We start from the raw sequence: 12,796 nt of genomic DNA on the forward strand, positions 1-12,796 counted from the left end.
GGGGGGGGGGGTCCGGCCCCCGGGGGGGGGGGGGGGGGGCCGCGGGGGGGCGGCGGGGGGGTCGCGCCCCGCGGGGCCCCCCCGCGCCTCGTGTGTGCCGTCCCTTACGGGAAGGTCAGCTTGAAGCTGTTGATGTAGCCGGTGTCGATGGAGGCCTTGTCCTGGACGCGGAGCTTCCAGGTGCCGTTGGCCACCTCGGACGAGGCGTTGACCGTGTAGGTCTGCACGAGGTTGTCCGCGCTGCCGCCGGAACGGTTGTGCAGGTTGTAGACCGAGCCGTCGGGGGCGATGAGGTCGACGACCAGGTCACCGATGTAGGTGTGGACGACGTCCACGCCGACGGAGAGGTTGCTGGGCGCGTTGCCCGTGCGGCCCGTGACGTTGACCGAGGAGGTCACCGCGGCGCCGTTGTCCGGGATGGACACGTCGGCGGTGTTCTCGAAGACCGTGCCGGTGGGCGGGGTGGTGCCGGGGCGGGTGCCGACGTTGACGGCGGCCCAGGCGTGCTGGACGGCGAGGGCCTCGGTGCTGCCGACGCCGTACAGCTCCTCGGCGGCCGCGACCGTGCCGGTGCGGGCGCCCGCGTAGTTGGTGGACGAGGTCCACTTGGTGGTGAGCGCCTTGAACCAGATCAGCCGGGCCTTCTCGATGCCGATGCCGGTGACCGGCAGGCCGTCGGAGGTCGGCGAGTCGTAGGTCACGCCGTTGACGGTCTTGACGCCGCTGCCCTCGGAGAGCAGGTAGAAGAAGTGGTTCGCCGGGCCCGAGGAGTAGTGGACGTCGATCGAGCCGATGCCCGAGTACCACGCGTCCTTGGACGAGCCGTCCTTGCTGGGCTTGTCCATGTAGCGGAGCGGGGTGCCGTTGCCGCGGATGTCGATCTTCTCGCCGACGAGGTAGTCGCCCTTGTCGTTGGCGTTGTTGGCGTAGAACTCGACGGCCGCCGCGAAGATGTCGGAGGTGGCCTCGTTGAGGCCGCCGGACTCGCCGCTGTAGACGAGCTTGGCGGTGACCGAGGTCAGGCCGTGGGTCATCTCGTGGGCGGCCACGTCGATGGACGTGAGCGGCTTGGCGTTGTTCGTGCCGTCGCCGTACGTCATGCAGAAGCAGGAGTCCTGCCAGAAGGCGTTGACGTAGGCGTTGCCGTAGTGGACCCGGGAGTACGCGCCGACGCCGTCGCCGCGGATGCCGCTGCGGCCGTGCACGTTCTTGTAGTAGTCCCAGGTGAGCGCGGCGCCGTAGTGGGCGTCGGCGCCGGCCGTCTCCAGGTTGGTCGGCGTGCCGTCGCCCCAGACGTCGTCCGAGCCGGAGAAGAGCGTGCCGGTGCCGGAGGTGCCCCGGTTGAGGTTGTACGTCTTGTGGTTGCCGCGGCCGGTGTCGGTCAGCGTGTACGAGGGCGCCGTGCCGAGCGTGACCTGGCCGCTGTACTGGGTGTTGCCGGTGCCGGTGTGCACGGCCTGCCACTCGTACAGCTTGGCGCCGGACTTGGCGTCGGTGACGACATGCAGCTCGTTCGGCGTGCCGTCGTGCTGGAGGCCGCCGACGACGGTCTCGTACGCCAGGACCGGGGCGCCGCTCTGCGCCATCCAGACGACCTTGCGCGGGGCGCGCTCGCTCTTGGTGGCCTTCGAGCCCTCGGCGGCGGCGACGCCGACGGCCTGCTTCTCCGCGGCGGCGGGGGCGACGGTGGCCGCGAGGTCGACGTTCTTCAGCTCCGCGCGGGAGGACTTGGAGACGCCGGTGGTGGCGCCGGCCTTGGACTCGGCCACGATCAGGTCGCCGCCGAGGACCGGGAGGCCCGCGTAGGTGCGCTCGTAGCGCGTGTGGGTGGTGCCGTCGCGGTCCTGGACCACGTCGCGGACGACCAGCTTCTCCTGGGCGCCGAGGCCCAGCTCCGCGGCGGTCTCGGCCTTGGCGGCGTCGGCGGCCTTGATCAGCGCGGTGCGCTGGGCGGGGGAGAGGTCGGCGGGGAGCTTGCCCGGGTCGACCTTCCCGAGGGCCGACGCCTGGGCGCCGGCCGTGCCGAGGTTGTCGGCGGAGGCGCTGCCGGCCTGGACGCCGACGGCGATCATGGCGGCGGCGGCGATGAGCGCGCCGGTCGCGGTGGCACGGCGGCTGGGCGTGGATCTCACGCGGACTCCTTTTGCGAGGGGGGTACCGGACCGCTGGGTGGGCGGGCCGGGCAGGGCAAGCAGAGCGGTGACGCACGATCGGGTGAAGCGGCGAACGCGGTTGCGAGGAACCGGGGGAAGACTGGCAGCTACCGCCGGTATCTGTCAGGAGCGCGTCAATAACTTGGCCGGAAGTCGTCCGCTGCGCGCACGGGCGCGTTCGTTAACCGGACGTTTCACCGATCTTGCACGGGGCGCCGCACCCCGTTCGGCGTGCGGGAACGCCGCGTCGTCCGCGCGGCGGGCGGCCGGCGCGGCGGCCGCCGTCCCGCCCTTCGGACGCGGGACGGCTTTACCGAACCGATGGCCGGATCGTTTCGGCGGGAACAGGACCCTCCGCGTCCGCCGCCGGCGCGGGGCGCGCCCGCCGGGCGGCACGCCCCAGGACCTCCGGGCGCCGTCAGCCCGTCAGCCCGCTCCGTCCGTCGGCCCGCTCGGCCCGCTCAGCCCGTCAGGGAGTCCCGCCAGGCGCGGTGGAGGCCCGCGTAGCGGCCCTCGCCGCCGACCAGGTCGGCCGGGGGGCCGTCCTCGACGACGCGGCCCGCCTCCATCACCAGGACCCGGTCCGCGACCTCGACCGTGGACAGGCGGTGGGCGATGACCACCGCCGTACGGCCCGCCAGGACCGTGTCCATCGCGTGCTGCACCGCCCGCTCGCCCGGCACGTCCAGCGAGCTCGTCGCCTCGTCCAGGATCAGCACCGCCGGGTCCGCCAGGAGCGCCCGGGCGAAGGCCACCAGCTGGCGCTGACCGGCCGAGATCCGCCCGCCCCGCTTCCGTACGTCGGTGTCGTAGCCGTCCGGCAGCCCGGCGATGAACTCGTGCGCGCCGATCGCCTTCGCCGCCTGCTCGATCTCCTCCCGGGTGGCGTCCGGGCGGCCGATCGCGATGTTCTCCGCCACCGTCCCGGAGAACAGGAACGCCTCCTGCGTCACCATCACCACCCCGCGCCGCAGCTCGGGAGTGGCCAGTTCGCGCAGGTCGACGCCGTCGAGCAGGACCCGGCCGTCCGTCGGGTCGTAGAAGCGCGCGAGCAGCTTCGCCAGCGTCGACTTGCCGGCGCCGGTCGCGCCGACCACCGCCACCGTCTGCCCCGCCGGGATCCGCAGGGAGAACCGGGGCAGCACCTCGCCGCCCGTCCGGTACGCGAACCGCACCCCGTCGAAGACGACCTCGCGGCCCGGCGCCGTCCCGGCCCGCTCCGGCAGCTCCCGCGGCGCGGTCGCCTCCGGCACGCCCGGTTCCTGCGCCAGCAGGCCCGCGATCTTCGACAGCGACGCCGCCGCCGACTCGTACGAGTTGAGGAACATGCCGAGCCGGTCGATCGGGTCGTAGAGCCGCCGCACGTACAGCACCGCCGCCGCGAGCACGCCCAGCTCCAGCGAACCCGCCGCCACCCGGTAGGCGCCCCACAGGCACATTCCGGCCACCGCCGTGTTCGCCACCAGCCGCGAGCCCACCACATAGCGGGCCATCTCCAGGAGCGCGTCGCCGTTGCTCCGCTCGTGCCGGTGGTTGAGCGCCGCGAACTCCGCGTCGTTCACCCGCTCCCGGCGGAACGCCCGCACCGGACGGATCCCGTTCATCGTCTCCGCGAACTTCACGATCACCCCGGCGATCGCCGTCGACCGCTCCGCGAACACCGCGCCGGCCCGCCGCCGGTACCTCCGCACCAGCAGGTACAGCGGCCCGAACGAGGCCACCGCCACCGCGCCGATCCCCAGGTCCAGCCAGAGCAGCACCAGCGCGATCGACACGAACGACAGCACCACCCCGATCAGCTCCTGGAGCCCCTCCGACAGCAGCTCCCGCAGCGACTCCACGTCCGTCGTCGACCGCGAGATCAGCCGCCCCGAGGTGTACCGCTCGTGGAAGTCCACGCTCAGCACCTGCGCGTGCCGGAAGATCCGCCCCCGCAGATCGAGCAGCACGTCCTGGTTGATCCGCGCGGCGCCCCGCACGAACGCGTACTGGAGCGCCCCGGCCCCGGCCGCGCACAGCAGACAGCCCACCGCCACCGCGAGCAGCGGACCGTGGTCCCCGGCCCGGAAGGCCGGCACGCCCCGGTCGATCGCGTACGCCACGAGCAGCGGGCCCGCCTGGACCGCCGCCTCCTTCACCAGCAGCACCAGCGCCGCCACCGCCACCCGGAAGCGGTGCGCGGCCAGCAGCGAGCGCAGCAGCGCGCCGGTCGCCCCGCGCGGCGCCGGCAGGTCGTCCCGGTCGAACGGATCGCCGGGTCCGGCCTCGACCGCCCGCTCCTCCTCCGGCTCCACGAGCGTGGTGTCCGTCATGGCTTCCCGTTCCCCTCGCCCGACATCAGCCAGGCGTACTCGGTGCTGCTCCGCAGCAGTTCCTGGTGGGTGCCGACCGCCGCGATCCGGCCGCCGGACAGCAGCGCCACCCGGTCGGCCAGCATCACCGTCGACGGCCGGTGCGCCACGACCAGCGCCGTCGTCTCCCTCAGCACCTCGCGCAGGGCCGCCTCCACCCGCGCCTCGGTGTGCACGTCGAGCGCCGACAGCGGATCGTCGAGCACCAGGAAGCGGGGCCGGCCGACCACCGCCCGGGCCAGCGCGAGCCGCTGCCGCTGACCGCCCGAGAGGCTCAGCCCCTGCTCGCCGACCTGCGTCCCGGCCCCCTCCGGCAGCCGCCCGACGAAACCGTCCGCCTGCGCGATCCCGAGCGCCCGGTCCAGCTCCGGCGTGCCGGCGGAAGCGTCCGCGCCCATCAGCACGTTCTCGCCGACGCTCGCCGAGAAGAGGGTCGGCTCCTCGAACGCCACCGACACCAGCGTGCGCAGCCGCTCACGTCCCATCAGGGCGATGTCCTCGCCGTCCAGCAGGATCCGCCCGGCGCTCGCCTCGTGCAGCCGCGGCACCAGCGCGGTCAGCGTGGTCTTGCCGGAGCCGGTCGCCCCGACCAGCGCCAGCGTCTCGCCCGGCCGCACGTGCAGGTCGATGCCGTCGAGCACGGGCGGGGCGCCGTCCGGCGCGTCCGGGAACCGGAACGACACGCCCTCGAAGCGCAGTCCGTCGCCGGCCGTCCTCTCCGCGGTCGCCGTGGCCGCCGCGACCGCGTCCCGCTCCTCCTCGGCGTCCATCACCTCGAAGTACCGTTCCGTCGCCGTCACCGCCTCCTGGCTCATCGCGAGCAGGAAGCCGATCGACTCCACCGGCCAGCGCAGCGCGAGCGCCGTCGACAGGAAGGCCACCAGGGTGCCCGCCGACAGCGCGCCGTCCGCGACCCGCACCGAGCCCAGCACCAGCGCCGCGCCGATCGCCAGCTCCGGCAGGACCGTGATCAGCGCCCAGATCGTGGCGAGCAGCCGCGCCTTGGACAGCTCCGTGGAGCGCAGCAGCACCGCGAGCCGGCGGAAGGACTCGGCCTGGCTGCGGTGCCGGCCGAAGCCCTTGACGATCCGGATGCCGAGGACGCTCTCCTCCACCACCGTCGTCAGGTCGCCCACCTGGTCCTGCGCCCGCCGCGCCACCGCCCCGTACCGCCGCTCGAAGTACGAGCAGAGCACCATCACCGGCACCACCGGCGTCAGCAGCACGAGCCCCAGCGACCAGTCCTGCGCGAGCAGCAGCGCGCAGCCCGCCAGGATGGTCACCGCGTTGACGACCAGGAAGGTCAGCGGGAAGGCCAGGAACATCCGGACGATCATCAGGTCCGTGGTGCCGCGCGACAGCAACTGCCCCGAAGCCCACCGGTCGTGGAAGGCGATCGGCAGCCGCTGGAGCCGCCCGTACAGGTCCTCCCGCATCCGCGCCTCCACGGACGACAGCGGCCGCGCCACCAGCCACCGCCGCAACCCGAACAGCGCGGCCTCGGCGACCCCGAGCAGCAGCAGGTACAGCGCCCCCAGCCACACCCCGCCCGGGTCCCGCTCGGCGACCGGCCCGTCCACCAGCCACTTCAGCACCAGCGGGATGACGAGGGCCAGACAGGAGGCGACGATCGCGACACCGGCGGCGCTGAAGAACCGCCCGCGCACGGGCCGCACGTACGGCCAGAGCCGCAGCAGCACCCGCACGGCCGAACGGCGGACGGGGGCGGACTCGGAGGTGACAGATTTCTCGGGCATCAGGCCCGACCCTACGGTTCGCCCCTGACACGTCTCACCCGATTTTCGGACGGCTTCGGACGGCGCCGTAGGATCCCTGCCCGGTACACGCACCAGGGGTGGGGAGAACACCATGAGGACCCGGCACGGATTCCGCGCGGCGGCGGTCGCGCTGCCGCTGCTGCTCGCCGTCGTCGGCTGCGAGAGCGGCGCGGGGAGGACGGGTGACCCCGGGGGCGAGGGCACGAGCGCGAGCGCCTCCCCGTCCCGGCCGTCCGTCTTCGAGGCGCCCGCGGACAAGCAGCCCGGCGTCGCGGGCGACAGGCTCGCGGACAGCGGGACGGCTCGCTTCACCACGACCGTCACCTACACGACCTCCGGCGGAAGCGCCGTGGAACGGACGACCGGCGTCCTCGACTGGCGGAAGGACGCCGCCCGGGCGGAACGGGCCCGTCAGGTGCCGGCCGGTTTCCCGGCCGCCGTCGCGGACGACCTGGGCCTCACGCCCGGCCTGAGCGACCGTCACGAGTACGCCGTCGAGGGGAACGAGGTCGCGTACCGTCAGAAGAGCGGGGCCTGGCTGCGGTACACCGCCTCCGACCCCAAGAAGTTCGCCGACCTGGCCGGCGGCGTCCTCGGCCTCTCGGGCGACGCCGCCCCGTGGGGGCGCACCCTCGCCGAGACGCTGAAGATGTCCTCCGCCCTCGGCCATGAGGCACGGCCCGACGGCGGACGCCGCTACCGGACGCACGTCGACGGGCTGACGGCGCAGAGCGCGCTGCCCTCCAACGTCACCGGGCACCTGGACGGGTACGGCTCCGCGCAGACCGTCGTCGTCGACCTCGACCGGCAGGGCCGGCTCGTGCGCGCCGAGGCCGACTTCGGCCCGCTGGTCGAGGAACTGCGGAAGGCGGGGTCGCTGCGGGGGCTGACCGGCCTCCGGGTCGAACTCGCCCTCACCGGGCACGGCGGCCCGGTCGCCGCGCTCGTCCCCGCCACCGAGCGGTCCGAGGCAGCCCGGACGGTGCTCACACCGTTCGACGAGGTCGAGACCGGCGCCTGCGCGTCCAGGGACACCGGCCTGGACACCCCGGAGATCGTCCGTGTCGTCCCCTGCGGACGCGGTGCCGACCTGCGGGTCGTCGGGCAGCACCTGATCGACGAGCCCATCGAGGACGAGGGCCGCGAGGCACGGGCGCGGCGGCTCGCCGCCGAGCGCTGCGGCGCGGACTTCCGTGCGGCGCCGGCCGCCTGGACGGCGGGCGTCCGGCCCGCGGGCACGTACCGGGTCTCGGGGGAGGAGCGGTTCGATTTTCCGTCCGGCGGGAAGCGCGGCACCGCCGTCGAGGGAGACTTCACCTGCTACGTGACCCTCCGCTGACGCCCCCTCACCCCGTCACCCGCAGCAGCACCACCGACCGTGCCCCCACCTCCAGGGTCGACCCGCCCGGGTGGAGGGTGGCCGGGGGTGCGGTCTGGTCGTCGAGGGACGTGTCCAGGACGCGTTCGTAGGTCTGGGCCCAGGGCGCTCCGGGGAGGCGGAAGTCCAGGGGGGCCGGGCCCGCGTGGAGGACGGCGAGGAAGCTGTCGTCGAGGACCTGTTCGCCGCGTTCGTCCCGGCCCGGTATGTCGCGGCCGGAGAGGTAGAGGGCGAGGGTGGCGGAGGGCGCGTACCAGTCCCGCTCGGTCATCTCGGTGCCGTCGGGGCCGAACCAGGCCAGGTCGCGCAGCCCGTCGGCGCCCTGGGGGCGGCCGGAGAAGAAGGCGCGGCGGCGCAGCACGGGGTGGCGGTGGCGGAGGGCCAGGAGCCGCCTCGTCAGGGCGAGGAGCTGGGCGCGGCCGGGGTCGTCGGGGAGGGACCAGTCGAGCCAGCCGATCTCGTTGTCCTGGCAGTAGGCGTTGTTGTTGCCGCCCTGGGTGCGGCCCATCTCGTCGCCCGCGACGAGCATCGGGACGCCGGTGGAGAGCAGCAGCGTGGTGAGCAGGTTGCGGAGCTGGCGGAGCCGGAGGGCGTTCACCTCCGGGTCGTCGGTCTCGCCCTCCGTCCCGCAGTTCCAGGAGCGGTTGTCGTGGGTGCCGTCCCGGTTGCCCTCGCCGTTGGCCTCGTTGTGCTTGCGCTCGTACGTCACCAGGTCGCGGAGGGTGAAGCCGTCGTGGGCGGTGACGAAGTTGACCGAGGCGTACGGGCGCCGGCCGCCCCAGGCGTAGAGGTCGCTGGAGCCGGAGAGCCGGTAGCCGAGGTCGCGCACGTCGGGCAGGGCGCCGCGCCAGAAGTCCCGTACGGCGTCCCGGTAGCGGTCGTTCCACTCGGTCCAGAGGGGAGGGAAGGCGCCCACCTGGTAGCCGCCGTTGCCGACGTCCCAGGGTTCGGCGATGAGCTTCACCCGGCGCAGGACCGGGTCCTGGGCGATGACGGCGAGGAACGGCGACAGCATGTCGACGTCGTGCATCGAGCGGGCCAGCGCGGCCGCCAGGTCGAAGCGGAAGCCGTCGACGCCCATCTCGGTCACCCAGTACCGCAGGGAGTCGGTGATGAGCCGCAGCACCTGCGGCTGGACGACGTGCAGGGTGTTGCCGCAGCCGGTGTAGTCGGCGTAGCGCCGCGCGTCCGACTGGAGCCGGTAGTAGCCGCGGTTGTCGATGCCCTTCAGGGACAGGGTCGGGCCCAGCTCGCCGGCCTCCGCCGTGTGGTTGTAGACGACGTCGAGGACGACCTCGATGCCGGCCGCGTGCAGCGCCCGGACCATCCGCTTGAACTCGCCGACCTGCTGGCCGGTGGTGCCGGACGAGGAGTAGCCGGCGTGCGGGGCGAAGTAGCCGATCGAGTTGTAGCCCCAGTAGTTGGTGAGGCCGCGGCGCAGCAGGTGGTCCTCGTGGGCGAACTGGTGGACCGGCAGCAGCTCGACGGCCGTCACCCCGAGGCGTACGAGGTGGTCGATCGCGGCCGGGTGGGCGAGGCCCGCGTAGGTGCCCCGCAGCCGCTCGGGGATGCCGGGGTGCCGGGCGGTGAAGCCCTTGACGTGCAGCTCGTAGATGACGGAGTCCTGCCAGGGCGTCTTGGGCCGGCGGTCGTCGGACCAGTCGTCGTCGTCCCGCACGACGACCCCCTTGGGCACGTACGGGGCGGAGTCCCGCTCGTCGCGGACGGTGTCGGCGACGTGCTGCTGCGGCCAGTCCCGCACGTGCCCGTACACCTCGGGCGGCAGCGCGAACTCGCCGTCGACGGCCCGCGCGTACGGGTCGAGGAGCAGTTTCGCGGGGTTCCAGCGGGCGCCGGTCCACGGGTCCCAGCGGCCGTGCACCCGGTAGCCGTACCGCTGCCCGGGGCCGACGCCCGGCACGAAGCCGTGCCAGATCTCGTGGGTGAGCTCGGTCAGCGGCAGCCGGGTCTCGGTGCCGTCCGGGGCGAAGAGGCAGAGCTCGACCGCCTCCGCGCCGCCCGCCCAGAGGGCGAAGTTGGTGCCCCGGGTCCCGTCCGGACCGACCCGGCAGCGGGCCCCGAGGGGGGTGGGCGCGCCCGGCCACACGGGGGGCGCGGTCCGTCCCGGGGCATGCTCCGGTACCGCCTGCTGTTCGGCTGCGCTCGACACCGCCCTGGCCTCCCGCGGCTCCGGCGGGCCCGCGTGACGGGGCGGGGGCGTCCCGGCCCCGGCCCCGCGCGTCCTCCCGCACCCTCGTGTACTCCCGGTCGTCCTCCCTGTTCTGCCCGCAGGGCCGTCCCCCCAACATGGCCCGCGCGCACGTTTCCCCTGGAGGGGGGTCGTCGTTGGGCCACGCGTGACACGTGTATGGGAACGGGCCGGGCAACTCCTCGCGGTCGCGGGGCTCCTCGTGGGTCTCGCCGGCTGCACCGGATCGGACGGGGAAGGAGGCGTCGGCCTAGGGCTTCCCGGCAAGGCGAGGGCCCCGGGCGACGTGATCCGGGTCAGCCCGGAGGACGGCAGCCGCGCGGTGCCCGCGGACGGCCCCCTGGAGGTACGGGTGGACAGCGGGCGGCTCGAACGGGTGAGCGTGACCCAGGTGGCGGACGGGCGCCGTTCCGCCGTCCCCGGCACGGTCTCCGCCGACGGGCTGCGCTGGCGGCCGGCCGGCTCCGCCCGGCTCGCGCTCGCCGCGAAGTACAGCGTCGACGCGGTGGCGCTCGACGCGCACGGGCGCCGCTCGGCCCGGCACACCACCTTCACCACGGTGGTGCCGGAGAGCCGGTTCATCGGCTACTTCACGCCGGAGAACCGTTCCACTGTCGGCGCCGGCATGATCGTCTCCTTCGGCTTCAACCGCCCGATCGAGAACCGGGCCGAGGTGGAGCGGGCCATCCGGGTCACCGCCGACCCGCCGGTGGAGGTCGTGGGCCACTGGTTCGGCAAGGAGCGGCTCGACTTCCGCCCCGCCGAGTACTGGGCGCCCGGCACGAAGGTGACGGTGGAGCTGGGGCTCCGGGACGTCGAGGGCGCCCCCGGCGTCTACGGCATCCAGCGCAAGACGGTCGGCTTCACGGTCGGCCGCTCCCAGGTCTCCCTGGTCGACGCCGCCGCCCACACCATGGAGGTGCGGCGGGACGGGCGGGTCCTCGCCACCCTGCCGATCACCGCGGGCGCGCCGAAGACCACCACGTACAACGGGAAGATGGTGGTGACCGAGCTGTACGACGTGACCCGGATGAACGGGGCCACGGTCGGCTTCGGCGGCGAGTACGACATCAAGGACGTGCCGCACGCGATGCGGCTCACCGAGTCGGGCACCTTCATCCACGGCAACTACTGGGCCGACGAAGCCACCTTCGGCTCGGCCAACGTCAGCCACGGCTGTGTGGGGCTGCGGGACGTGAAGGGCGGCGGCTCCGACACCCCGGCGGGCTGGTTCTTCGACCGGAGCCTGATCGGCGACGTCGTCGAGGTGGTCAACTCCAAGGACCGGAAGGTCGCTCCGGACAACGGTCTCGGCGGCTGGAACCTGGACTGGGCGGGGTGGAAGGCGGGTTCCGCGCTCGGCTGACCCGGCTCCGGAGCGGAGCCCGGACGCGCGCCGCTCCCCGTCCGCCTCCGGTCCCGCGCCGACTGGGACTGAACGGTGACATTCACGTGGAACTTTCGTGTCTTCCGGTGTGATTATCTAGCGCCGTGCACGGGACGTGCGCATGGGGGTGGGGCCCGGTCAGCCGCCGGGTCGTGCGAGGGGAGAAGACCATAGTGAACGGGCAGCCGATATCCGGGACGGCGGCGCGGCGGCGGGGCGTCCGTCTCGGAGCACTGGCCGCGGGGGCGCTGATGGTGGTCCTCACCGCCTGCGGCGGCGGGGAGCCGGCCGAGAAGTCGCCCCACGGGGGGAAGGGCGAGCTGCCGGGGAGCAGCGCCCCGGACAACGCCGCCTCGCAGGCGGTCGTCACGGTCCTGCCGAAGGACGGCGCCGACTCGGTCGCCACCAGCGGGGCCCTCAAGGTCACCGCCGAGCAGGGCAAGCTGACCACCGTGACCGTCGCCGACTCCAAGGGCGCGGCCGTCGAGGGGAAGATCTCGGCGGACGGCGCGAGCTGGGAGCCGCTGGCCCACCTGTCGGCCGGCACCCAGTACAAGGTCCACGCGATCGCCAAGGACGCCGAGGGCCGCGAGTCGGCGAAGGACACCACCTTCACCACCCTGGTCCCGAAGAACACCTTCATCGGCCACTACACGCCGGAGGCGGACACCACCGTCGGCGTCGGCATGCCGGTCTCCATCAACTTCACCCGGGGCATCACCGACCCCGAGGCCGTGGAGAAGGCCATCAAGGTCACGGCCGAGCCGGCTGTCGAGATCGAGGGCCACTGGTTCGGCAACGACCGCCTCGACTTCCGCCCCGAGGAGTACTGGAAGGCCGGGACGAAGGTCACCGTCGAGCTCAACCTGGACGGCGTCGAGGGCCGCCCGGGCGTCTACGGCAAGCAGAAGAAGACGTACTCCTTCACCATCGGCCGCCGCCAGGTCTCCACGGTCGACGCGAGCGCCAAGACGATGAAGGTCGAGCGCGACGGGCAGATCATCAAGACCCTGCCGATCACCGCGGGCGCCCCGTCCACGACCACGTACAACGGCGAGATGGTCATCAGCGAGAAGTACAAGGTGACCCGCATGAACGGGGCCACCGTCGGCTTCGGCGGCGAGTACGACATCAAGGACGTGCCGCACGCCATGCGCCTGTCCACCTCCGGCACCTTCGTGCACGGCAACTACTGGGCCCCGAAGTCCACCTTCGGCTCGCAGAACGTCAGCCACGGCTGCGTCGGCCTGTCGGACACCCGGGGCGCGGGCGACAGCTCCACCCCCGCCGCCTGGTTCTACGACCGCTCGATCATCGGCGACGTCGTCATCGTGAAGAACTCCAAGGACAAGCAGATCAAGCCGGAGAACGGCCTGAACGGCTGGAACATGTCCTGGGCGGAGTGGACCGCCTGATCCGCGCGTGACCCCGGGCCCCGGGGGGGGGGGGGGGGGCGGGGCAGGGCCCCCCCCCCCCCCGCGGGGCGCCCCCCCACACCACCGGTGTCTGTGTGGCTAAGGACAGAGCCCGAGCCCGGGGT

The 12,796-nt window shown here is 73.4% G+C and carries 7 protein-coding genes; 3 read left to right on the forward strand and 4 right to left on the reverse strand.

Annotated elements, in window-relative coordinates; genetic code table 11:
* Positions 1–104: 104 nt before the first annotated feature.
* From ACFW1I_RS03875 to ACFW1I_RS03885, 3 genes are all read right to left on the reverse strand, one after another.
* Positions 105–2,132 carry a M4 family metallopeptidase gene (locus tag ACFW1I_RS03875; RefSeq protein WP_384665758.1) on the reverse strand — a complete coding sequence of 676 codons (2,028 nt, stop codon included), beginning with the start codon at positions 2,130–2,132 and terminating at the stop codon, positions 105–107.
* A gap of 482 nt (positions 2,133–2,614) precedes the next feature.
* Positions 2,615–4,465, reverse strand: a complete 1,851-nt coding sequence (locus ACFW1I_RS03880; RefSeq protein WP_384665760.1) for an ABC transporter ATP-binding protein — start codon at positions 4,463–4,465, stop codon at positions 2,615–2,617.
* Positions 4,462–6,261, reverse strand: coding sequence for an ABC transporter ATP-binding protein (locus ACFW1I_RS03885; protein WP_384665762.1), 1,800 nt, complete (start codon positions 6,259–6,261; stop codon positions 4,462–4,464). The genes ACFW1I_RS03880 and ACFW1I_RS03885 overlap by 4 nt, the downstream gene beginning before the upstream one ends.
* Before the next feature lie 112 nt (positions 6,262–6,373).
* Between ACFW1I_RS03885 and ACFW1I_RS03890 the strand changes: the two genes are divergently transcribed.
* The gene (locus tag ACFW1I_RS03890) at positions 6,374–7,621 is read left to right on the forward strand and encodes a hypothetical protein (protein WP_384665764.1); all 1,248 of its coding nucleotides are present in this window, start codon (positions 6,374–6,376) and stop codon (positions 7,619–7,621) included.
* Positions 7,622–7,628: 7 nt separating this feature from the next.
* On the opposite strand, the gene glgX is transcribed toward ACFW1I_RS03890, so the two are convergent.
* Positions 7,629–9,830, reverse strand: coding sequence for a glycogen debranching protein GlgX (gene glgX / locus ACFW1I_RS03895; protein WP_384665765.1), 2,202 nt, complete (start codon positions 9,828–9,830; stop codon positions 7,629–7,631).
* A 187-nt stretch (positions 9,831–10,017) separates the two neighbouring features.
* On the opposite strand from glgX, the gene ACFW1I_RS03900 reads away from it, so the two are divergent.
* Together ACFW1I_RS03900 and ACFW1I_RS03905 are read left to right on the forward strand one after the other, a co-directional pair.
* Complete coding sequence (locus tag ACFW1I_RS03900) at positions 10,018–11,235, forward strand: Ig-like domain-containing protein (RefSeq protein ID WP_384665767.1); 1,218 nt, start codon at positions 10,018–10,020, stop codon at positions 11,233–11,235.
* A 194-nt stretch (positions 11,236–11,429) separates the two neighbouring features.
* Entirely contained in the window at positions 11,430–12,671 is a 1,242-nt protein-coding gene (locus ACFW1I_RS03905; protein ID WP_384665769.1) for an Ig-like domain-containing protein, read from the forward strand.
* Positions 12,672–12,796 lie beyond the last annotated feature (125 nt).

The sequence above is a fragment of the Streptomyces sp. NPDC058955 genome (assembly GCF_042741435.1).
In the GTDB taxonomy this organism is placed as follows: domain Bacteria; phylum Actinomycetota; class Actinomycetes; order Streptomycetales; family Streptomycetaceae; genus Streptomyces.